The 21860-nt window shown below is 64.0% G+C and carries 17 protein-coding genes; 10 read left to right on the forward strand and 7 right to left on the reverse strand.

The annotated features are described in order from the left end of the window. Positions 1–151: 151 nt before the first annotated feature. The 5 genes from glyQ to ACO1XS_RS19340 are packed head-to-tail and all read left to right on the forward strand — an operon-like array spanning position 152 to position 5480. A complete protein-coding gene (glyQ, locus tag ACO1XS_RS19320; RefSeq protein ID WP_331569562.1) occupies positions 152–1159 on the forward strand; it encodes a glycine--tRNA ligase subunit alpha in 1008 nt (335 codons plus the stop codon). Positions 1160–1190: 31 nt separating this feature from the next. After that, positions 1191–3299, forward strand: a complete 2109-nt coding sequence (gene glyS / locus ACO1XS_RS19325) for a glycine--tRNA ligase subunit beta (protein WP_331569564.1) — start codon at positions 1191–1193, stop codon at positions 3297–3299. 17 nt (positions 3300–3316) lie between these two features. Then, positions 3317–3874: a D-glycero-beta-D-manno-heptose 1,7-bisphosphate 7-phosphatase gene (gmhB, locus tag ACO1XS_RS19330; protein WP_331569566.1), complete on the forward strand. Its 558-nt coding sequence runs from the start codon at positions 3317–3319 to the stop codon at positions 3872–3874. Positions 3875–3886: 12 nt separating this feature from the next. Beyond that, the gene (locus ACO1XS_RS19335) at positions 3887–4645 is read left to right on the forward strand and encodes a lysophospholipid acyltransferase family protein (RefSeq protein WP_331569568.1); all 759 of its coding nucleotides are present in this window, start codon (positions 3887–3889) and stop codon (positions 4643–4645) included. Then, positions 4614–5480, forward strand: a complete 867-nt coding sequence (locus ACO1XS_RS19340) for a M48 family metallopeptidase (RefSeq protein WP_331569570.1) — start codon at positions 4614–4616, stop codon at positions 5478–5480. Before ACO1XS_RS19335 ends, ACO1XS_RS19340 begins: the two co-directional genes overlap by 32 nt. Positions 5481–5513: 33 nt before the next feature. Here the strand turns inward: ACO1XS_RS19340 and gloA are convergent, their stop codons facing one another. Further along, a complete protein-coding gene (gene gloA, locus ACO1XS_RS19345; protein ID WP_173259216.1) occupies positions 5514–5900 on the reverse strand; it encodes a lactoylglutathione lyase in 387 nt (128 codons plus the stop codon). A 165-nt stretch (positions 5901–6065) separates the two neighbouring features. Between gloA and ACO1XS_RS19350 the strand changes: the two genes are divergently transcribed. Continuing rightward, positions 6066–7040, forward strand: coding sequence for a DMT family transporter (locus ACO1XS_RS19350; protein WP_486391439.1), 975 nt, complete (start codon positions 6066–6068; stop codon positions 7038–7040). On the opposite strand, the gene rsmA is transcribed toward ACO1XS_RS19350, so the two are convergent. The 4 genes from rsmA to ACO1XS_RS19370 form a co-directional block, all read right to left on the reverse strand. Further along, positions 7037–7855, reverse strand: a complete 819-nt coding sequence (rsmA, locus tag ACO1XS_RS19355) for a 16S rRNA (adenine(1518)-N(6)/adenine(1519)-N(6))-dimethyltransferase RsmA (RefSeq protein WP_331569574.1) — start codon at positions 7853–7855, stop codon at positions 7037–7039. The genes ACO1XS_RS19350 and rsmA overlap by 4 nt on opposite strands. Positions 7856–7927: 72 nt before the next feature. Then, positions 7928–8944 carry a 4-hydroxythreonine-4-phosphate dehydrogenase PdxA gene (gene pdxA, locus ACO1XS_RS19360; RefSeq protein WP_331569576.1) on the reverse strand — a complete coding sequence of 339 codons (1017 nt, stop codon included), beginning with the start codon at positions 8942–8944 and terminating at the stop codon, positions 7928–7930. An 11-nt stretch (positions 8945–8955) separates the two neighbouring features. After that, the gene (locus ACO1XS_RS19365) at positions 8956–10326 is read right to left on the reverse strand and encodes a peptidylprolyl isomerase (RefSeq protein ID WP_331569578.1); all 1371 of its coding nucleotides are present in this window, start codon (positions 10324–10326) and stop codon (positions 8956–8958) included. Between the two features lie 92 nt (positions 10327–10418). Next, positions 10419–12785, reverse strand: a complete 2367-nt coding sequence (locus ACO1XS_RS19370) for an LPS-assembly protein LptD (RefSeq protein ID WP_486391440.1) — start codon at positions 12783–12785, stop codon at positions 10419–10421. Between the two features lie 211 nt (positions 12786–12996). Here ACO1XS_RS19370 and ACO1XS_RS19375 point away from each other — a divergent pair, with 211 nt between their 5' ends. The 3 genes from ACO1XS_RS19375 to ACO1XS_RS19385 all read left to right on the forward strand — a co-directional run bounded on the left by ACO1XS_RS19375 (position 12997) and on the right by ACO1XS_RS19385 (position 16163). Beyond that, positions 12997–14034 (forward strand): aminoglycoside phosphotransferase family protein, encoded by a 1038-nt coding sequence (locus tag ACO1XS_RS19375; protein ID WP_486391441.1) that lies wholly within the window; start codon positions 12997–12999, stop codon positions 14032–14034. A gap of 43 nt (positions 14035–14077) precedes the next feature. Next, positions 14078–14779 (forward strand): N-acetylmuramate alpha-1-phosphate uridylyltransferase MurU, encoded by a 702-nt coding sequence (gene murU / locus ACO1XS_RS19380; RefSeq protein WP_486391466.1) that lies wholly within the window; start codon positions 14078–14080, stop codon positions 14777–14779. A 328-nt stretch (positions 14780–15107) separates the two neighbouring features. Continuing rightward, complete coding sequence (locus tag ACO1XS_RS19385; RefSeq protein ID WP_486391442.1) at positions 15108–16163, forward strand: hypothetical protein; 1056 nt, start codon at positions 15108–15110, stop codon at positions 16161–16163. Between the two features lie 139 nt (positions 16164–16302). Here the strand turns inward: ACO1XS_RS19385 and ACO1XS_RS19390 are convergent, their stop codons facing one another. Beyond that, the gene (locus ACO1XS_RS19390) at positions 16303–18201 is read right to left on the reverse strand and encodes an ABCB family ABC transporter ATP-binding protein/permease (protein ID WP_486391443.1); all 1899 of its coding nucleotides are present in this window, start codon (positions 18199–18201) and stop codon (positions 16303–16305) included. Positions 18202–18343: 142 nt separating this feature from the next. Between ACO1XS_RS19390 and ACO1XS_RS19395 the strand changes: the two genes are divergently transcribed. Continuing rightward, positions 18344–18736, forward strand: a complete 393-nt coding sequence (locus tag ACO1XS_RS19395; RefSeq protein WP_173255134.1) for an acyl-CoA thioesterase — start codon at positions 18344–18346, stop codon at positions 18734–18736. A 24-nt stretch (positions 18737–18760) separates the two neighbouring features. Here ACO1XS_RS19395 and ACO1XS_RS19400 read toward each other — a convergent pair whose 3' ends face one another. After that, on the reverse strand, positions 18761–21859 hold the full coding sequence (locus tag ACO1XS_RS19400; protein WP_331569588.1) for a sensor domain-containing protein: 3099 nt from the start codon (positions 21857–21859) through the stop codon (positions 18761–18763). Position 21860: the final 1 nt, after the last annotated feature.

A 21860-nucleotide genomic window follows, 5' to 3' on the forward strand; every position in this document is an offset into this window, starting at 1 on the left:
CATCCCAATCCGGTAAAATTCATCGTTTTAGCAGGCGGGAAGCGGCGAACGATGCGCCATCCCGCGCCCCCGGCCGCGCCCGATCCCATTCGCGCGGCCAATCATCGGCGCGATCCGCGGCTTGTCCGCCGCGCGCCGCAAAAGGCACGACATGCTCACGTTTCAGCAAATCATCCTGACGCTGCAATCCTATTGGGACCAACAGGGCTGCGCGCTGCTTCAGCCCATCGACATGGAAGTCGGCGCCGGGACGTCGCACGTGCACACGTTCTTGCGGGCCGTCGGTCCCGAGCCGTGGCGCGCCGCCTACGTCCAGCCGTCGCGCCGCCCGAAGGATGGCCGCTATGGCGACAATCCGAACCGCCTGCAGCACTATTATCAGTATCAGGTGGTGCTGAAACCCGCGCCCGAGAATATCCTCGATCTCTACCTCGGCTCGCTGGAGGCGCTCGGTTTCGATCTGAAGCAAAACGACGTGCGCTTCGTCGAGGACGATTGGGAAAACCCCACGCTCGGCGCATGGGGCCTCGGCTGGGAAGTCTGGCTCAATGGCATGGAAGTCACGCAGTTCACGTACTTCCAGCAGGTCGGCGGCCTCGATTGCAAGCCCGTGCTCGGCGAAATCACCTATGGGCTCGAACGGCTCGCCATGTACCTGCAAAAGGTCGAGAACGTCTACGACCTCGTCTGGACGGAGTGGGAAGAAGCGGGCCCGAGCGGCCCCGAGATGCGCCGCCTGACGTATGGCGACGTCTACCATCAGAACGAAGTCGAACAGTCCACTTACAACTTCGAGCACGCGAACGTCGAACTGCTCTTCACGCTTTTCTCCAGCTACGAGTCGGAAGCGAAGCGCATGATCGAAACGCAATTGGCGCTGCCCGGCTACGAGCTCGTGCTCAAAGCGGCCCATACGTTCAATCTGCTCGATGCGCGAGGGGCCATCTCGGTGACCGAGCGTGCCGCCTATATCGGCCGCATCCGCGCGCTGTCGCGCCTCGTCGCCCAGGCCTACTACGATTCGCGCGAAAAGCTCGGCTTCCCCATGCTCGGCAACCCCGTGCACGGCGTGCGCGGGCTCACGACCGACGCGCAAGAAGCCGCGCTGCCCGCCTGGGCGCCGCCGCTCAAGGTTGAGCGTACGATCGACGAGCAGTGACCCAACCCAGGAACAGAGCTAGTCCCAGAACATGAATCAAATCGAACAAGCCACGCTCCTCGTCGAATTGCTGACCGAAGAACTGCCGCCCAAAGCACTCGCGCGCCTCGGTGAAGCCTTTGCCACCGGCCTCGTGGAGCGGCTGGCCGCTCGCGATCTCATCGCCGGCGAACCCTCGTTCGAGCGTTTTGCGACGCCACGACGCCTGGCCGTCGCGATCAAGCATGTGCGCAGCGTCGCACCGGCCAAGGACGTGCGCGAGAAAGTCCTGCCGGTGTCGGTTGCATTCGATGCGAACGGGCGTCCGAGCGCGCCGCTCGCCAAGAAGCTCGCGGCGCTCGGCTTTCCCGACATCGCCGTCGATCAACTCGAGCGTGCGCAAGACGGTAAGGCCGAAGCGCTGTTTCTGCGCTACTCGGCGCCCGGTGCCACGCTCGTTGCGGGGTTGCAGGCGGCGCTCGACGAAACGCTTGCAAAGCTGCCGATCCCGAAGGTGATGACCTACCAGCGTCCCGACGGCACGAGCGTGCAGTTCGTTCGCCCGGTTCAGCGGCTCACCGTACTGCATGGCGAAGAAGTCGTGCCGGTCACCGCGTTCGGCATCGACGCGGGCGACACCACGATCGGCCACCGGTTTCTGTCGGACGGTCTCGTGGCCATCCTCCATGCCGACGAGTATGCGGCCACGCTGCGCTCGAAAGGGCACGTGGTGGCGAACTTCGCCGATCGCCGCGCGAGCATCGTGACGCAATTGCGCGCGCATGCGGGCGGCGATGTCGTGGTGATGCCCGATGCACTGCTCGACGAGGTGACCGCGCTGGTCGAATGGCCCGTGGTCTACGCCTGCCGTTTCGAAGACGAGTTTCTGCAGGTCCCGCAGGAATGCCTGATCCTGACGATGCAGACGAACCAGAAGTATTTCGCGTTGACCGATAGCGAAAGCAAATTGCGCTCGCGGTTTCTGATCGTCTCCAATATCGAAACGAAAACGCCCGGTGAGATCGTCGAGGGCAACGAGCGCGTCGTGCGGCCGCGGCTGGCCGATGCCAAGTTCTTCTTCGAGCAGGACAAGAAAAAGCCGCTGGCGGAGCGCGTGCCCCTGCTCGCGAATGTCGTCTATCACAACAAGCTGGGCTCGCAGTTCAAGCGCGTCGAGCGCCTCGTCGCGCTGGCCGGCAAAATCGCTCCGTTCGTCGACGCGAACATCGCCGAGGCCGAGCGTGCCGCGTACCTCGCCAAGGCGGACTTGCTGACCGATATGGTGGGCGAGTTCCCCGAGCTGCAAGGCACGATGGGCACCTACTACGCGCGCCATGACGGCGAGCCCGAGGATGTCGCGCTCGCTTGCAGCGAGCACTATCAGCCGCGCTTTTCCGGCGATGCGCTGCCTTCCACGCGCGTCGGTACGGCGGTCGCGCTCGCCGACAAACTCGAGACGCTTGCCGGAATCTGGGGCATCGGCCTCGTGCCCACCGGCGAAAAGGACCCGTTCGCATTGCGCCGCCACGCGCTTGGCGTGTTGCGCATTCTCATCGAGAACGCGTTGCCGATCGATCTCGTCGAGCTCGTCGAGGCTGCATGCGGCGTCTTTGCGGCCGAACCGCAGGTCGCCGATTCGTCGAAGCCGCTCTACGCATTCTTCATGGACCGCCTGCGCGGTCTGCTGCGCGAGCGCGGCTACTCGGCCGGGGAGATCGAGGCCGTGCTGAGCCTCGAGCCGCGGCGCATCGACGATGTCATTGCGCGCCTGGACGCCGTGCGCGAATTCACGGCACTGCCCGAGGCGGAAGCACTGGCTGCGGCCAACAAGCGGATCTCGAACATACTCAAGAAGTCCGAACTCGACGCGAAGCCGTCGGGCAGCGGAATCGAGTCGCGCCTGCTCGTCGAGGATGCCGAAAGAGCGCTGAGCGACGCGCTCGTCGCGGTCGCGCCCACGGTGCAATCGCAGCTCGCCCAGCGCGATTACACGCGCGCGCTTTCGGCGCTTGCCGCGCTGCGCGCACCGGTCGACACGTTCTTCAACGATGTCATGGTGAACGCCGAGGACGACGCGCTGCGCAGAAACCGGCTCGCCTTGCTCGCGGCGCTTCATGCGCAGATGAACTGCGTCGCCGACATTTCGAAGCTCGCTGCCTGACGCCGGGAGCGCTCGCCATGACCTTCAGCAAGAAGCTCGTCATCCTCGATCGCGACGGGGTCATCAACGTCGATTCGGACGCGTTCATCAAGTCGCCCGACGAGTGGATCGCCATTCCCGGCAGCCTCGAGGCCATTGCCCGGCTCAATCAAGCCGGCTACCGCGTCGTGGTTGCATCGAACCAGTCGGGTATCGGGCGCGGCCTGTTCGACATGGCGGCGCTCAACGCCATGCATGCGAAAATGCAGCGCGCCGCGGCCGCGGTGGGCGGCCGCATCGATGCCGTGTTCTTCTGCCCGCATACGGCGGACGACCAATGCGAATGTCGCAAGCCGAAACCGGGGCTGCTCAAGATGATCATGGACCGCTTCGAGATCGATCCTTCGGCGACGCCCGTCGTCGGCGATGCGCTACGCGACCTCCAGGCCGGTGCGGTACTCGGCTTCGACCTGCACCTCGTGCTGACGGGCAAAGGCGCGAAAACGCTTGCCGCGGGCGGCCTGCCGGAGGGCACCAAGGTGCATGAAGACTTGAAACATTTCGCGCTCGATTACCTCGCCGAGCGCGACGAGTAGACTCCGATTCCGATGCGCTTTCTTCGCTCGCTCTTCCTTTTTTGCTTCTTGATCGTCTTCACGATCCCGTACGCCACGGCCTGCTTCGTCGCATTCCCGTTCATGCGGGCCGACAAGCGCTACTGGATGGCTGTTGGCTGGTGCCGGACGACGCTCTTCGTCGCGCGTCACTTGAACGGCATTCGCTATCGCGTCGAGGGCATGGAGAACCTGCCCGACGGTCCCGCGGTCCTCCTCCCCAAACACCAATCGGCATGGGAAACGGTCGCGTTGCCGGCGATCATGCCGCGCCCGCTTTGCTACGTGTTCAAGCGCGAACTGCTTTACGTGCCGTTTTTCGGCTGGGCGCTCGGCATGCTGAAAATGATTCAGATCGATCGCAAGGAAGGCAAATATGCTTTCGTATCGGTGGTGAAGCAGGGCCGGCAGCGCTTGAGCGAAGGTGCGTGGGTCATCATGTTTCCCGAGGGCACGCGTACGGCGGTCGGCACGCAGGGCAAGTACAAAACGGGTGGTGCGCGTTTCGCGATGGATGCGGGCGCGTGCGTCGTGCCGATCGCACACAATGCGGGGCGTGTCTGGCCTCGCAACTCGTTCATCAAATACCCTGGTATCGTTACGGTGTCGATCGGCAAGCCGATCGATACCGTCGGGCTCTCGGCGGATGAGATCAACACGCGCGTCGAGACATGGATCGAAACCGAGATGCGCCGTATCGATCCGGATGCTTACTATAGCGATGCCCAAACCTGCTCCACCCAGCCGCGCTAAAGCGCTCGACAATCGGCAACTCGACTTGCCGCTGTTCGCCGAACCGCCCCTCGAAGCGCCACCGGCGCCCGCCTCCCTTCAATCGCCCGATCCCACGAAATTTGCCCCCGGCGTCAAGCTTCGCCGGCTGGCGCTCGACGGCCGTACGCTCGAATATGGACTCAAGCGCTCGACGCGCCGCACCATCGGCTTCACGATCGACGGCAGCGGCCTGACCATCACGGCGCCGCGGTGGGTTACGCTCGCCGATATCGAAGCCGCCATTGCGGGCAAGCAGCGCTGGATCTTCGCGAAGCTGTCCGAATGGCAAACCCGCGCCGAACAGCGCGCGCTGCCGCACATCGAGTGGCGCGATGGAGCGCAGATCCCCTTTCTCGGCAAACCGGTCACCGTCGCGCTCGGCTCATCGCACGGCGCGCTTCGCTTCGATCCCGAGGCGGCCGTGCTCGCGCTCGCGTTGCCGGCCCATGTCGACGCCCAGCAGATCAAGGATCGCGTGCAGGGTTGGCTGCAAAACGAGGCCAAGCGCGTGTTCGGCGAGCGGCTCGATGTCTATGCGCAAAAACTCGGCGTCTCGTTCAAGGGTTACGCACTCTCGTCGGCCGCAACGCGCTGGGGCAGTTGTTCGAGCGACGGGCGCATCCGCCTGAACTGGCGACTGATTCACTTTCCGCTGTCGATCGTCGACTACGTCGTGGCGCACGAACTGGCGCACCTGCGCGAAATGAACCACAGCCCGCGCTTCTGGCAGACGGTCGAATCGATCTTTCCCGAGTTTCGCGAAGCGCGGCACACGCTCAAGCACCACCCGCCCGAGCTGCTCCCCGCTCTCTAGCCCGGGCCTCGGCACCGCTCAGGCGCGCGTCCGTCAGCGCTTTTTCTGGATGAACTCGATCTTGTAGCCGTCGGGATCGGCGATGAACGCGATGACGGTCGTTCCATGCTTCATCGGGCCCGCCTCGCGCACGACGGTGCCGCCTTGCGCCTTGATCTTTTCGCAAGCCGCATAGGCATCGTCGACTTCGATCGCGAGATGGCCGAACGCGTTGCCCAGGTCATACGCTTTCGTATCCCAGTTGTGGGTGAGCTCGAGCACCGTCCCTTCGCTCTCGTCCGTATAGCCGACGAACGCCAGCGTGAAACGGCCTTCCGGGTAGTCCTGCCGACGCAGGACTTTCATGCCCAGCAATTCCGTGTAAAACGCGATCGAACGATCGAGATCGCCGACGCGTAGCATCGTGTGCAGCAAGCGCATAGCATGCTCCTCTGAAAAAAAGCGACTCTAGCAACAATGCGGCGGCCGTGCCTTGCCCCTTTGGGGCGTACGGTTACTCGCCAGCCGCAGTGCGGCGGCCACGGCATTTTGATATGTTACCCGGCACGCGCCGCCGATCCGTCGCGCCTGCCCAGACAGGACATAATGAACACAGCCGCCTCCCGCCTCGCTGCCTCCGCTTCGCCGCCGCTGCGCCGCGCACCGGATACCTTCGCAATTCTGACGATGGTCGTGCTCTGCGCGATCTGGGGATTCCAGCAAGTCGCGATCAAATCGACGAACGGATTGATCGGGCCGATGCTGCAGGCCGCCCTGCGCTCGGCGATCGCCACAGCGCTCGTCTGGGGCTGGACACGCGCCCGCGGCACGCGGCTTTTTGCGGCGGACGGCACGCTCGGTGCCGGGCTCGCTGCCGGTCTGCTGTTTGCCGGCGAATTCGTCTGCATCTTTCTCGGCCTGACTTTGACGAGCGCGTCCCGTATGGCGGTCTTCCTCTATACGGCGCCCTGTTTCACCGCGCTGGGGCTCCATTTTTTCGTACCGGGCGAGCGCATGCGGGCCGTGCAATGGCTGGGCATCGTCGTCGCCTTCGCAGGCATGGCGCTCGCGTTCGCCGACGGCTTCGCACGCGCACCCGCTGCCGGCGCGGTGCTCACGGGCCTCGCCGGCGACGCGCTCGGCGTACTGGCCGGGGCCCTCTGGGCCGCGACGACGGTCGTCGTGAGAGCTACGTCGCTGTCGCACACGAGCGCCAGCAAGACGCTCTTTTATCAGCTCTCCGTTTCCGCCGTCGTACTGTTCGCGCTGGCGCTCCTGCGCGGCGAGACGCACACGATCCATATCACGGCGCTGGCCGTGGCGAGCCTCGCCTACCAGGCGGTCATCGTGGCCTTCGTGAGCTATCTGACGTGGTTCTGGCTCTTGACGCGCTATATGGCGTCGCGCCTGTCCGTGTTCTCGTTCCTCACCCCGCTGTTCGGGGTGACCTTTGGCGTGGTATTGCTGGGGGAGTCGTTCAGCGCCCGCTTTCTGGCCGCATCGGCGCTCGTTTTGGCCGGCATCGTACTCGTGAACGCGCCCGCTCGCCGGAACGGCGCTGCTCCTACTACATCCGCCTAGGAAGACGTCAGCGCCTGCGTCGCACGCACGTATTCCTCGACCGGAACGTCTTCCGCACGGCGCGCGAGATCGAAGCCGAGCGCCTCGAAGTCGATTCGGTCGCGATAGGCTGCAAGCGTGTTCCGCAGCATCTTGCGGCGCTGCGAAAAAGCCGCGGTGACCAGCTCGCCAAAGGCCCGCTCGTCAACGGGCACGAGCTCGTCCGGTCGATAGGGAATCATTCGCACGATCGCGGAATCGACTTTCGGCGGGGGCTGGAACGATTCGGGCGGCACATCGAGCAGCTTGTCCATCGCATACCGGTACTGCAGCATCACCGAAAGCCGTCCGAACGCCTTCGTCCCGGGCTCGGCCACCATGCGCTCGACCACCTCGCTTTGCAGCATGAAATGCTGATCGACGACGATCGGCGCCCATGCCATCAAGTGAAAGAGCAGCGGACTCGAGATGTTATAGGGCAGATTGCCGACGATACGCAGCGTTGGACGCGCTTGCGTGTCGACGAGCGTCGCGAAATCGAATGCCAGCGCATCCCCGGCGTGCAGCGCCAGGCGGTCTCCGAACTTGTTCTTCAGCCGCGCGATGAGATCGCGGTCGAGCTCGACGGCGTGAAGCGGCGAACCGGGCGCGGCCACGTGCTCGATCAGCGGCTCGGTCAGCGCACCGAGCCCCGGGCCGATCTCGACCATCCGCTCGCCGGGCAACGGCCGAATGACCGCAACGATCGAGTCGATCACGCCCAGATCGACGAGGAAGTTCTGGCCGAAACGCTTGCGTGCGAAATGGCCTTGATGCTGTTTGCTGCTGTTGGACATTGCGTCGTTGAAGCGCCGAATGAAAGACGATGAATTGCGAGGGGATACCGGACGGATGGACCGCCGAAGCGATCAGCCGCCGCGCCGGTTGCGCGCCATCGTGACGGCCGTATCGATCGCGGCAATGAGACTGCCCGCGTCGGCGCGGCCGGTGCCTGCCAGATCGAGCGCCGTGCCGTGATCGACGGACGTTCGAATGATCGGCAAACCGAGCGTCACATTGATGCCCTCGCCGAATGTCGCGTACTTGAGTACCGGTAGACCTTGATCGTGGAACATCGCCAGCACGCAATCGGCTTGATCGAGATAACGCGGCTGAAACAGCGTATCGGCCGGATAAGGACCGCGCGCATCGATCCCCCGCTGCGCCGCAATCGCCAGCGCCGGTGAAATCACATCGATCTCCTCGCGCCCCAGATAGCCGCTCTCGCCTGCATGCGGGTTCAATCCGGTCACGAGAATGCGCGGTACCGGCAGTCCAAAATCGCGGCGCAGATCCCGCTCGATGATGACGAGCGTTTCGACGAGGCCATCGATCGTCAACGCACCCGGTACATCCTTCAGCGGCAAGTGCGTGGTAGCCAGCGCGACCCGTAGCGGCCGCACACCCGTGCCTGCGAGCATCATGACGACGCGCGGCGTATTCGTCCTCTCGGCGAGATATTCGGTGTGGCCCGTGAAAGGCACGCCGGCGTCGTTGATCGTGCTCTTTTGCAGCGGAGCGGTGACGATGGCGTCGAGCGTGCCGGCCAGCGCGCCGTCGATGGCGTCATCCAGCAATCGCAGCACATAAGGGCCATTCGCCGCATCGAGCCGCCCCTCCACCGCCGGCTTGGCGAGCGGCCGGTGTTCGACGCACACGGACGCCACCCGACCCGGCGCGGCCTCGGCAACGAGCGACACCCAATCGACGCCCACCGCACGCGCGCGCGCAGCGAGCAACGTGGCGTCGCCGAACACGGTGAAGTTTGCATCGGGCCAGTGCGCCGCGGCACCGGCGAGCGCCATCGCCGTCAACTCAGGACCGACACCGGCGGGCTCACCGGTTGTAATCGCGATCCGCAGCGGGGAGTGAGGGGCGCGCACCATGGCTCAATGACTCATTGCTGCGCGAGCGAGCCGCCGAGCTTGTATTCGATGTAGGCGGAATCGCGCAACTGGCGCAGCCAGTCCGCGTAGGCTTGCTCGGCCTTGCGCTGGCCGATCGCCTGCCGCGCGAGGTCCATTTGCTGCTGAACCGAGCCTTGCGCCTCGCGCCGGCCAAGTACCTGTACGAGGTGGTAGCCGTATTCGGTGCGAATCGGTTGGCTGATCTCGCCGTCCTTGAGATTGTTCATCGCGCGCTCGAACTCCGGCACGGTCTCGCCCGGGCTGATCCAGCCGAGATCGCCGCCCTGCGATGCCGAACCGTCTTGCGAGTAGGTCCGCGCAAATTTGCCGAAGTCGCCGCCCGCCTCGATCTGCTGACGGATATCGAGCTCCTGCTGGCGCGCCTGTTGTTCGGTCACTCCGCCCGGTCCCACGCGCAGCAGGATATGCCGCACGTGCGTCTGGACGAGCTTCGGTGCATCGCTTGCGGTACCGCCGACACCGGTGCGGCGATCGACGAGTCGCACGATCTCGAAGCCGTCCGCCGTGCGCACGAGATCGGGGCTCACCTCGCCCGGACGCAGCGCCGAGGTCGCCTTGACGAGCTCTTCGGGTAGCCGGGAAGGCGGCAGGAAACCGAGGTCGCCGCCCTTTTTGGCGTCGGCCGCCTGTGACTGCTCTTTCGCGAGCGACTCGAATTTCGTGCCGCTCTTGGCGCGATCGAGGATCGACTGCGCCTTCTTCTGCGCGTCCGCCAGCACATCCTGCGACGCGCCCTCCGGCACCTTGACGAGAATGTGCTCGATGCGCAGGTCCTGCTGCACCTTCGCGTCCGGCCCGCGCTGGCTCGCGATGTAGTTCGCCACTTCGGCATCGGACACGGTGACCTTGCTGTCCACCTCGCGCTCCCGCAGCTTGGAAAGCGTCAACTCGGTACGCGCGTCGCGCGTAAACACCGACCACGGCACGCCCTGCGCCTCGATGCGCGCGCGGTAGATCTCGAGCGACATGTTGTTCGCCTTCGCGAGACGCTGCACCGCCGCGTCGACAGCCGCGTCGTCCACGGTGATCCCGTCTTCCTTCGCGCGCTGCAGTTGAATGCGCTCGAGGATCATCTGATCGAGCACCTGGCGCGTCAGCTGGTCGGAGGGCGGCACCGGCGCATTTTGCTGCTGCAAGCGGCGCGCCACGAGATCGACCCGCAATTGCAGCTCGCGCTCCGTGATGACATCGTCGTTGACCACGGCCGCGACGGAGTCGACCGACTGCCCGCTCGGAGCAGCCACTGCCTGGGCCGCGGCCGGCCCCGCCGGCATGAAGACCAGAGCGGCCCCGATACCGGCCGCGAGCGTTGCCCAGCGAAGCTTATTCGAAATTGCCACAGCTACTCCATTCATATCGGGCCGCCGAAATCGAGCCCTGCCCCGTTTTGCGAAAATCGATTGCGCGCATGCGAGCCCCGCATCGTCGCGCTTCATTCATAGTTCGAATAACGCGAAACCGGCAGCGGCGGGGGCGGCGGCGGTGTATACCCCGCCACGCTGGCCCTGAATGCTGCCGTGAGTCCGTTGTCGACATTCGACAAGCCTTTCAGCGTCAACTGCGCGAGCATACGCGTCGACGAGCGGGCTCCGCCTGCCGAATTGATGCCGTTGGCGTAACGCTGGACGCCGACGCCGAGCGTCCAGCAATCGGCATCGTACTGGAAGCCGACCAGCCCGTCGACGATGCGGTGACCGGCCAGGTCGTAGTTGAACCGCCCCACGCCGTAGAGCCGGCGCGTGATCGGCCATTCGCCCGATACCACGAACTGGTTGATCGGCTCATTGTCGAGCGTGTCGTTGGCCCGCGTGTAACGATAGGCCACGTTCACGACCTTGCGCGCCTCCGGGCTGAAGCCGAAGCCGACGCTCGAACGCACCAGCTGGTTGTTGTCGGCATTATATTGGAACGCCGTTTCCGAGGCGAAACCTGCGCCGAGCTTGATCGACGCGCCCGCGATCAGGTCCGAATGGCTCGTGGCCGGAATCGGGTCGCTCGATGTGAGTCTCACGCGTTGATCGCGGAAGTAATACTGCTGCGCGATGACGAACCGCGCGCGCTCGTCGCCCGTCGCCGCGTTGATGAAGCGCGTCGTGAGGCCAGCCGTGAGGCGGTTCGCATCGGCAATCCGGTCGTTACCGACGAACGTATTGGGCGTGAAGATTTCGGCAAGCCCGAAGTCGGACTCCGCGGTATCGAACAGCGGCGCGAAGTTCTGATTGCGATAGGGCGTATAGACGTAGTAAAGCCGCGGCTCCAGCGTCTGGATATAGTCTTCGCCGAAAAGCCGCAGCGAGCGCTCGAAGATGAGGCCCGTGTCGAAGCTGAAAGTCGGAATCGACTCGGTGAAGTTTTTCGGCTGGCCAGCGGGGGCCGTCGAGCCGAGCGTCGTCAGGTTGTACGACGCGAAGTGCATCTGCACTTTCGGCACGACGAAATAGCCGGGCCCGATCAAGCCGTACGAAAGGTACGGGTTGAACATGAGCCGGTTGCCCTGCGTCGCATCGGCGGCCGTGATGTGGAAGCGGGTGTAGTCGGCTTCCACGCCGTAATCGAACCCGCCGACGTTGTACCGCGTGTATTTCACGTTCAGCTGCGGTTCGCGGCCGTAGGGCGCCGCGGCGTCGTTGTAGGTCTGCCAGTGCTGCTCGCGCGCCAGCACGGACCAGGGCCCGTTGTTGTACGTGATCCCCGCTTCCTGGTCGTAGATGATCTGCGTGCCGACCAGGAACTGATTGCCGACGGTCGCGAGATCCTGCGAGTAGGTGTCGTCCGATACCCGGTTGTAGTTCACGTACGCGCCGAAGCCGCCGCCCAGGTTCTGGTTGTGCTGCCAGTAGATCGCGTAGCGATCCTTGCGCTTGATCGCATCGTTCGGCAAATACTCGGCCGTGAACGTGCCGGTGTATGTCGGCGAAAGATATCGAAACGACCCTTGCGTTTGCACGCCGCGTTTCGAAATGATGCGTGGCGTGAGCGTGAAATCGCGATTCGGCGCAATGTTGAAGTAGTACGGCTGCGAGAATTCGATGCCGTTGGTCGAGCTCACCGAGAAAAGCGGCGGCAGCAGACCGCTGCGCCTTTCGCCGCTCAGCGGAAACGAGAGCCAGGGGCTCGCGAAGATCGGCACACCCTGGAAAAACAGCACCGCATTGCGGGCCACGCCTTCATCCGAGCCGGTATCGAAATCGAACTCGCTGCCACGGATATACCACGCGGGCCGCGTCTCGCATTGGCAGCCCGTATAAGTGCCATCGGTGAACACGGAGCGCTCGCGGTCGAGCAGTTCGACCCGCTTGGCGCTGCCCGATCCGCCACGCAGCGTGAAGCGATATTTCGGTACGGGCATGTATCCCGCGTTCGCCTCGACCCACAAATGCGCCTCAGGGCCGGCAAACGACACGCCATTGCCGATCAGACGCACGTTGCCGTAGGCATCGGCGCGATCGGTATCCTCGTCGTAGTGAAGGGCATCGCCCTTGATGACGTTGGCCGGCCGCCGAATCTCGGCCGACCCTTTGGCCGCGACATCGCGATCGGCGGTGCCGATCGCGTCGTCGCCCAGCGCGAACGTGGCAGGCGAGCCGCCGGCCGCGACCGGATGCTCTTCGATCTGCGGAGCGAGTCTCAGGCCCCATGGCGCGTCGAGCTGCTGCGCTTGGGCGGCTGCGCCCGTCAGTTGCGCGTGCGAGACCGACGGCATCAGGCCCGGCATGGCGATCAGCGCAGCCGCGAGGCGTTTCATGCGCGGCGCGCTATCGCCGGAGAAATTCGTTCGAAGAAACTGTCTGGGCGGCATGTATCGATTGGCGAATCGGCCCGGCAGCCAGGCACGGCGCCGTCGCACGACGTGCACCGCCGGTATCCGGTGGCGGTCTCGTCGCGCACGAGCGGCGTGCTCGACGCACGGGACGACGGGCGGTCAAACTGGACCGTGCAAAGGCCGACACGGGGCGCATCGTGAAAAGTCGTCGGGTATTATATGGCAAGACGTTTTGCCTCCCCCCGTTATGACGAATACTTGTCCGGCCGATGCCCGTATCGACGCGCTTGCCAACTGGCTGCGCGCACACCAGGCCCATTATGGCCTGAACCTCTCAACGCTCGCCCCTGCATCCGCCGATGCGAGTTTTCGCCGTTACTTTCGCCTCGAAAGCTCGGGCACGCATGGCCCGACACTGATTGCCGTCGATGCCCCGCCGCCCGAAAAATGCCGCGAGTTCGCTCAGATCGCCGGTCTGCTCGCGAGTGCGGACGTCCATGTGCCGCAGGTACTCGAGTGCGATTTCGAGCAGGGCTTCATGCTCGTCACCGATCTGGGCACGACGCCCTACATCGAAGTGCTCGACCCCGGCGACCCGCAAGCCGCGCGGCCGCTCATGCGTGACGCGCTCGACGCGTTGATCCGCTGGCAGGCCGGCTCGCGCGAGGGCGTACTGCCGGCTTTCGACGAGGCGTTCTTGCGCCGCGAGATGGAACTGATGCCCGAATGGTTCATCGAGCGGCACCTCGGACGCACCGTCGACGAGAACATACGCGGCGTCCTCGACCGCACCTACGCGCTGTTGATCGCCAGCGCTCGCGCGCAGCCGCAGGTCTATATGCTGCGCGACTTCATGCCGCGCAACCTGATGGTCTGCGAGCCGAATCCCGGCGTGCTCGATTTTCAGGACGCGGTCCATGGCCCGATCACGTACGATGTCGCGTCGCTGCTGCGCGATGCGTTCCTGAGCTGGGACGAGGAGTTCGAGCTCGATTGCTTCGTCTACTACTGGGAGCGCGCGAAAAAAGCGGGGCTGCCTGTCGATGCGGACTTCGGCGAGTTCTACCGGCAGATCGAGTGGATGGGGTTGCAGCGGCACATCAAGGTCCTGGGGCTTTTTGCACGGCTTTACCATCGCGATGGCAAATCGCGCTATCTCGCCGACTTACCGCGTTTCATGGGCTACGCGCGCAAGGTGAGCGAGCGCTACCGGCCGCTTGCGCCATTCGCACGATTGCTCGACGAGCTCGAAGGACGTGCGAGCGAAGTCGGCTATACATTTTGACGCCCCGCGCACGATGAAGCTGAATCCACTTTTGACCCACGCGATGATCTTCGCGGCCGGGCGCGGCGAGAGAATGCGCCCGCTCACCGATACCTGTCCCAAACCGTTGCTCGAAACGGGCGGCAAACCGCTCATCGTCTGGCAACTGGAGCGGCTGGCCAGGGCCGGTTTCGAAACGATCGTCATCAACCATGCGTGGCTCGGCGACCGGATCGAAGCCGCGCTCGGCGACGGTTCGCGTTGGGGCGTACGCATCGCCTACTCAGCGGAAGGGGCCGCGCTCGAGACAGCCGGCGGCATCGCTCAGGCGTTGCCGCTGCTCGAAGAGGACGGAGCGCCCGCGGTCTTCGCCGCGGTCAGCGGCGACGTCTACTGCGACTTCGGCTACGAACGGCTCGCCGGGCCCGCGGCGCGATTGGCGGCGATGGAAGAGCCCGGCATGCACCTCGTGATGGTGCCGAATCCATCGTTTCATCCCGAGGGCGACTTCGCGCTCGTCGACGGGGCGCTCTCGCTCGACGGTTCGCCACGTTATACGTTCGGCAATATCGGGCTTTACGACACGCGAATGTTTCGGGGACTGGCGCGCGGCGAGCGGCGCGCGCTGAGGCCTTACTATCGCGAGACCATTGCCGCCGGGCGCGCAAGCGGCGAAGTCTTCGATGGCTTGTGGGAGAACGTCGGCACGCCGGCGCAGCTCGACGCGCTCGATCGGCGGCTAAGGGAGCGCGGATCCGTCCGATAACGGGCCGCGCCGGGCGAATTCGGCCATCGGAAAAGCTGCCAATCGGCGCCGGATAGCAGACACCGTAGATTCGAGCGCTCCCCCGCTTCATACACCACGGGCGTAAATCACGCGCTGGCCATCGGCTGCGCGGCCGTCCGGCGATGCACGTTCGTCCCCATACCTCATTTGCCGTATAGCGGCCGATCCCGATTCATCTGCAGAATGGTTTCGCGCGGCCCAGTGTCACGAGCCGGCGCGAGGACCTGCGATCGAACAGCAGTTTTTGTTCGAGACGGCGACTGCATTTCTCGTCGAAAGCTGTCGAAATTAATTAGGAGAACTAATTGTGAACTGGAATCGCGCCTTTACCGATTTGATCCGCAACGGTCGCCCGGCCTACTGGGGCAACTGGACACTTTCACCCAAACTCGCCCCGGGCGCCGTCGGCATCATTACCCCGGACACGGGCGACTTCACGCTCGTCAGGGAGGCAACGCCGGGCGTTGCCCACAGCAGCCGCACCATTCCGAATCAGTGGAAGTTGTCGTCGAGCAACGTTCACCGCACGGAAACGCAGGTCAACCTCGACGGATCGGGTACCGATCCGGAGACCGGAACGAAGGTCAAGGCCGGCCTCGAAGTGAAGTGGGAGTTTTCGTCCGCGGGCGCAATCGCATCGGAATTCAGCATCGAGACGGAAAAGTACATCAACGACCTGACCTCACTGACGAAGCCTGAAACGCTGAAGTGGCTCGCCGAACAGGCCAAATCGGTGAGCATGGGCTCCGACGGGAAGATCTCGCAGGGCTTCGGCGTCATCACCAGTGCGATCTACGCGCACAGCGGCGTGAACGCAGGTTCCCAGGACAGCAGCTCGTCGCTTGCTCTGACGGGTTCGGCGAGCGCGGTGCAGGACATGCTCGGCGGGGTCAACGGCAAGGGTTCGTTCCTCTCGGTCAACCAGCATAAAAGCGTCGACCAGCACCTGTGGCCGTTCAAGCCGGGAGAGATTGCGCCCGATGCCGTACCGATCGCCTATACGGTCGCATCGTTCGATGGACAACTGCTGATTCCCAACTGGATCACGCGCCTCGGCGCGTTCGAGATCTTCTTCAACAACAAGCCCGGCTGCACTTACATCACACATATCAAGCTGGCTTACGACACACCGCACGGACGGCAAGACAACGAATTTACGCTCTCGGGCGGCATTTCGAAGACCGTCAGCAACATCCCGCTGCATGCGACGGACATCCATGTCGAAGTGAAATTCAAAGGCGTGGTCAATGACGACAACTACACCTTCCATTGGGCCACCCCGTTGGGGCAATGGCTGACGGGACGTCGCGAGATCGAAATGAGCGGCGTCTGGCCGGGCGCCACCCACGCGCGGGAAGTGTAGAAGACGGCAGCGGCAAGCAAGCACTGATCGGCATGCGTCGATTCACCCAGCGTGCGTGCGGCCCGCAGTCCCCTACGGGACTGTCGGGCCGGCCCTCCCAAGGAATCCGGACGTGTCAGCGCGTCGCACGCTTGCAGATCTAGTCCGCTGCCTGTCGAAGCACCCCGTCATGCTGCTCACCTGAACCCGCATCGCGAACCGCGCGCTGCTGCTGCAACGCCCACATCTGCGCGAACGCCCCGCCCGCAGCCAGCAATTGCGCGTGCGTTCCGCGCTCGACGATCCGGCCGTGCTCCATGACGATGATCTGATGCGCGTGAACGACAGTCGACAAGCGATGCGCGATCACGAGCGTCGTGCGCCCTCGCGCAATCTGATCGAGTTCCGCCTGGATGGCACGCTCCGAGCGCGAATCGAGCGCCGAAGTCGCCTCGTCGAACACGAGTATCGGCGGGTTCTTCAGCAATGTGCGCGCAATCGCCACGCGTTGCTTCTCGCCGCCCGACAGCTTGAGCCCGCGCTCGCCGACCGGCGTCTCGTATCCTTTGGGCAGCCCCTCTATGAAATCGTGAATATGCGCCGCGCGCGCGGCCGCAACGACTTCCTCGCGCGTTGCCGTCGGCCGGCCGTAAGCGATGTTGTAGTAGATCGTGTCGTTGAACAACACCGTATCCTGCGGCACGATGCCGATTGCCTGACGCAGCGAGTCCTGCGTTACATCGCGAATGTCCTGCCCATCGATACGGATGGAACCGCCCGACGCCCGGTCCAGATCGTAAAAGCGAAACAGGAGCCGCGCGAGCGTCGACTTGCCGGCGCCGCTCGCGCCGACGACTGCGGTCGTCGTACCGGCCGCAATCGTAAAGCTCACGTCATACAGAATCTGCCGCGCGGCCTCGTAGCCGAACGACACGTGCCGGAATTCGAGCTCGGCCCCACGCACCGCGAGCGCCTGTGCGCCGGCCTCGTCCGGAATCTCGCGCTCCGTGCCGAGCAGCGTGAACATGCGGTCCATATCGGTGAGGGCCTGCTTGAGCTCGCGATAGACGACGCCCAGGAAGTTCAGCGGAATATAGAGCTGCAGCATGAACGTGTTGATGAGCACGAGGTCGCCGAGCGTGAGCCGCCCCGCCATCACGCCCGACGTCGCGCGCCAAAGGATGAAAACCAGCGCGGTGCCGATGACCGTTTGCTGGCCGAAATTCAATAGCGACAGCGAGTTCTGCGATTTGATCGCCGCTGCGCGAAACCGCTTGAGGTTTTCGTCGTACCGCTGTGCTTCCCACGCTTCGTTGCCGAAGTACTTGACCGTCTCGTAGTTGAGCAGCGAATCGATCGCTCTCGAATTCGCGCGCGAATCGAGTTCGTTCATCGCGCGGCGCAAATGCGTGCGCCACTCGGTCACTTTCACGGTGAAGACGATGTAGACGACGAGGGCAACGAGCGCAACGATGGCGTAATAGGCCTCGTACTTGACGATGAAAAACCCGAGGACGAGCCCGACTTCGACCAGTGTCGGCAAGATGCTGTACAGCGAATAGGAGATCAGTTGCTGAATGCCGCGCGTGCCGCGCTCGATATCGCGCGACATCCCGCCCGTTTGCCGTTCGAGGTGAAAGCGCAGCGAGAGCGAATGCAGATGGCGAAAGACCTTGAGCGCAAGGTCCCGCACAGCGCTTTCGGTGACCTTCGAAAAGAGAATCTCGCGCAACTCGGTAAAAAGCGAAGTCGATAGCCGCACGACGGCATAGGCGACGACCAGCAACCCGATTCCTCCCGCCAGCACGATCGCAGGATCGTTCGCCGCGCGGCCGAGGGCGGTCAGTTGCCGCATGGAGACCAGCCCATCGACGATGCGCTTCATGACGATCGGCACGCCCAGGTTGGCGACCTTGGCACCGATCAGGCAAGTGAGCGCCAGCGCGACGCGTGCCTTGTAGCCGGCCAGATAAGGCAACAGCGAGCGAATGGTTTGCCAATCGCGCCGCGGCGCGCTCGAAGGCGGGGCGAGTTCACTCGAAGCGGAATAACGGCGCATGGCAGTATCGGGGGCCGTGGGGACGGCGGTTATCTGTACAATTCCTACGCTCGACTCAGCGCACCGAGTATTGTCGCAGAAGCGCATCGGGCGCGTTGGCGCCGTCCACGGCCGCGCCTTTTTCCTTTTTCACGGTATTTTTATGACTTCACCTCTGCTTCCGCAAAAGGTTTGCACGCTACGCGTCGTGCCGCAGCCCGCCGACGCGAACGTCCACGGCGACGTCTTCGGCGGCTGGATCATGGCGCAAGTCGATATCGCGGGCTCCATTCCGGCCAGCCGGCGCGCCAACGGCCGCGTGGCGACGGTCGCCGTCAACTCGTTCGTCTTCAAGCAGCCCGTGTTCGTCGGTGACTTGCTGAGCTTTTATGCCGACATCGTCAAGACGGGGAACACGTCCGTCACCGTGGATGTGGAAGTGTTTGCGCAGCGCATGAGTCTGGCCGAAGAAGTCGTCAAGGTGACCGAGGCCACGCTCACTTATGTGGCGACCGATCACGAACGCCGTCCGCGCAAGCTGCCCGATCTCAAGTAGCGCAACGGGCCCCGCGCGGAACGCTCAGATTACCGCGGCGCCCGAGCGCTCCGCTTGCAGCAGATGCGAAATCGCGTCGTGCGGCATCGGGCGCGCAAAGAAATACCCCTGCATCTCGTGGCACGCGCGCTCTTTCAGGAAGTCGAGTTGCGCGGCCGTCTCGACGCCCTCCGCGATCACCTGTAGATCGAGCGAATGGGCGAGCGCGATGATCGCGGAGGTGATGGTCTCGTCGTCGCTCGAGGCGCCGATATCCGATACGAACGAGCGGTCGATCTTCAAGCGATCGACGGGAAAGCGCTTCAAGTAGCTGAGGCTCGAATAGCCCGTGCCGAAATCGTCGATCGCGAGCCCGATGCCGAGCGCGTGCAGCTCATTGAGCATCACGACGGCCTCCTCGGCGTTTCGCATGATCGCGCTTTCGGTCAACTCGAGCTCGAGGTACTGAGGCTCGAGGCCAGTCTCCTCGAGAACCGACATGACGAGCCGCGCGATGTCGCGCTGCTGGAACTGCCGGGCCGAAAGATTCACCGAGACGCGCGCAGGCGGCAGCCCGTCGTCCTGCCAGGCCTTGTTCTGCCGGCACGCCTCGCGCAGCACCCACTCCGAAAGCGGGCCGATGAGCCCGCTCTCCTCCGCCACGGGAATGAAGGCGGAAGGCGGCACGAGCCCGACTTCGGGGTCCAGCCAGCGCACGAGCGCTTCCATGCCGACGATGCGGCCGGTTTCGATATCGACCTGCGGCTGGTAATGCAGCAGAAACTCACCGTCGCGCAACGCGCGGCGAAGCCGTCTTTCGAGGTTCAGCCGGGCGCCGACGCTCGTGTTCATTTCGGGCTGATAGAACTGGAACGTATTGCGGCCCATGTCCTTTGCGCGATACATGGCGAGGTCGGCCTTTTTCAGCAAGGTTTCCACATCCTCGCCGTCCTGCGGGTAAAGGCTCGCCCCCATGCTGCATCCGACAAAGAGCTCCGTGCCGTCCAGCATGACGGGCTCGGAGATCGTCGCGCGCACGCGCTCCATCCAATGGATCAGCGCATCTTTTTCGACGAGGTCGGCCAATACGATCACGAACTCGTCCCCACCATGACGTGCGACGGTATCGCCCGGGCGCGCGCTGCGCGCGAGCCGCTCGGCGACGACGGCGAGCAGGCGGTCGCCGACGCTGTGGCCCAGGCTGTCATTGACGTTCTTGAAGCCGTCGAGATCGATGAAGACGACAGCGAGGCTCAAGCCTCGGGCGATCGATTGCTGCAGACGTTCGCGCAACAGATTGCGATTGGGCAGCCTCGTCAGGCTGTCGTAGTTCGCCTGATACTCGAGCTGCTCCTGGTAGCGGATCAACTCGGTCACATCGTTGATGACGCCGATATGGTGGGTCGTCTTGCCGTCGGGATCCGGCACCGGCGCGATGAACAGCTGATTCCAGAACAGCGCGCCATCCTTGCGATAGTTGCGCAGCACAGCGCTCACCTCGCGATTTGCCGCCAGGGCTTCGCGTATTTCGGCGAGACCTTCCTGGTCGCGGTCGTTGCGTTGGAGAAAACGGCAATCCTGGCCGACCACCTCGGCAGGATCGTAGCCCGTGATCCGCTTGAACGCGGGGTTCACGTATTCGATCAAGTGCCCGCGTTCGGCCGCGCCCGTGATCAAGATCGCATTGACGCTCGCGTCGAGCGCCCGGCTTTGCAATCGCAGCGCGAGATCGGAGCGCTTGCGATCGGTGACATCCGTATAGGAGCCCAGTACGCCGATGACCTTGCCATCGCCGTTCGTCAGCGGAATCTTGCTCGTGATACCGGCGCGGTGCGCGCCGTCGATCATCACTTCGAACTCGGCGTTCATTTTCGGCACGCCGGTTTCCATCACCTCGAGGTCGGAGCGCTGGAGCGCCTCGGCCATGTTCTTCCACGGCAAGTCGTAATCGGTCTTGCCGACGACCTGCTCCGTATAGGCGAGCCCCGCGTCCCGGGCGAAGGCCATGTTGCAGCCGAGATAGCGCGATTCGCGGTCCTTCCAGAAAATGCGCTGAGGAATATTGTCGATGATGCTTTCGAGCATCTGATTGGAACGCTGCGCCTCCGCTTCGGCCTGAATCTGCTCGGTCACGTCATCGGCCAACACGAACATTGCGGAGCGGCCCATGAAGCTCAGCGCATGATTCGAAATATCGGCCGACAGCTGCGAGCCGTTGCGACGCTGATGGTGCCAGACACCCGCCATGACGCGGCCACGCCTCGGCAACGTGGCGCTGCGGTCGAGATACGTCTCTAGGCGGGGCAGTTCGTCGGAAGGATGGATATCCCGGATCGTCATCGAAAGCAGCTCGCTCTCGGTATAGCCGTACTGCTCGAGCGCCGCGGCGTTCACCGCCAAAAACCGTAGCGTTTCCCGGTCGTAAATCCACATCGGCACCGGGTGCGCGTCGAAGAGCTCGCGAAACCGCTCGTCGCTGCGCCGCATGGCTCGGGCAACGCGCAGCTTCGCGCGTGCGGCGCTTTCACGCGCGCCGAACATGTAGATGAGCAGGCCGCACCCGAGGACCATCGTGAGGACGACGAGCAATGTCGCAAGACGAGCCGAGCGCGTCGATTCGGCAAGCGATGCCTCGAGCGCCTCGTCCTCGCGAATCCGCAGCGTGGCGAGCGCATCGTCCACCTGATCGAATCTGGCCCCCAGCCGGGCGTACGCCGATGTCGCCCACCCATGCGCTTCGGAATCGTCATCGGCCGCCGCGCGTTCCAGAGCGGCAAGCGTTCCCGCTTCGGCGGCGTCGCCAGCTGCGAAAAGCGTCTCGAGCGCGGTGCTCATCGCCGGTTCGTCGGCCAGTTCGGCTACAAGCCGCCCCTTGATGTCGACAAGGCGGGCTTCCTGGGCGGCGCCGAGCGTCGGCGACACGGCCGAGCCGGAGATTTCGAACCGTCCAAGCGCGGCCAGGCCCGCCCCAAGCGTCATGCGGTACGCGTCGAGATCGCGTTTGACGCTCATCGAGCGCAGCGTACGCTCGTTCGTCGCACGCTCGCTGCGAATTTGGGTATAGGCGACGAACGCATTCGCGCCCACCGCGGCAGCCACGACTACCAGGTTGATCAGCAGCCGCTTCGATAAAAAGGAAGTCATG

Source organism: Trinickia sp. (assembly GCF_057351765.1).

Coding starts and splice junctions, on each gene's coding strand:
- murU (WP_486391466.1), top strand. CDS start 14,078: ATGATCTTCGCGGCCGGGCGCGGCGAGAGAATGCGCCCGCTCACCGAT.
- ACO1XS_RS19335 (WP_331569568.1), top strand. CDS start 3,887: ATGCGCTTTCTTCGCTCGCTCTTCCTTTTTTGCTTCTTGATCGTCTTC.
- pdxA (WP_331569576.1), bottom strand. CDS start 8,944: ATGGTGCGCGCCCCTCACTCCCCGCTGCGGATCGCGATTACAACCGGT.
- ACO1XS_RS19340 (WP_331569570.1), top strand. CDS start 4,614: ATGCCCAAACCTGCTCCACCCAGCCGCGCTAAAGCGCTCGACAATCGG.
- ACO1XS_RS19375 (WP_486391441.1), top strand. CDS start 12,997: ATGACGAATACTTGTCCGGCCGATGCCCGTATCGACGCGCTTGCCAAC.
- ACO1XS_RS19370 (WP_486391440.1), bottom strand. CDS start 12,785: ATGCCGCCCAGACAGTTTCTTCGAACGAATTTCTCCGGCGATAGCGCG.
- ACO1XS_RS19400 (WP_331569588.1), bottom strand. CDS start 21,859: ATGACTTCCTTTTTATCGAAGCGGCTGCTGATCAACCTGGTAGTCGTG.
- glyS (WP_331569564.1), top strand. CDS start 1,191: ATGAATCAAATCGAACAAGCCACGCTCCTCGTCGAATTGCTGACCGAA.
- ACO1XS_RS19390 (WP_486391443.1), bottom strand. CDS start 18,201: ATGCGCCGTTATTCCGCTTCGAGTGAACTCGCCCCGCCTTCGAGCGCG.
- gmhB (WP_331569566.1), top strand. CDS start 3,317: ATGACCTTCAGCAAGAAGCTCGTCATCCTCGATCGCGACGGGGTCATC.
- ACO1XS_RS19395 (WP_173255134.1), top strand. CDS start 18,344: ATGACTTCACCTCTGCTTCCGCAAAAGGTTTGCACGCTACGCGTCGTG.
- rsmA (WP_331569574.1), bottom strand. CDS start 7,855: ATGTCCAACAGCAGCAAACAGCATCAAGGCCATTTCGCACGCAAGCGT.
- ACO1XS_RS19350 (WP_486391439.1), top strand. CDS start 6,066: ATGAACACAGCCGCCTCCCGCCTCGCTGCCTCCGCTTCGCCGCCGCTG.
- gloA (WP_173259216.1), bottom strand. CDS start 5,900: ATGCGCTTGCTGCACACGATGCTACGCGTCGGCGATCTCGATCGTTCG.
- glyQ (WP_331569562.1), top strand. CDS start 152: ATGCTCACGTTTCAGCAAATCATCCTGACGCTGCAATCCTATTGGGAC.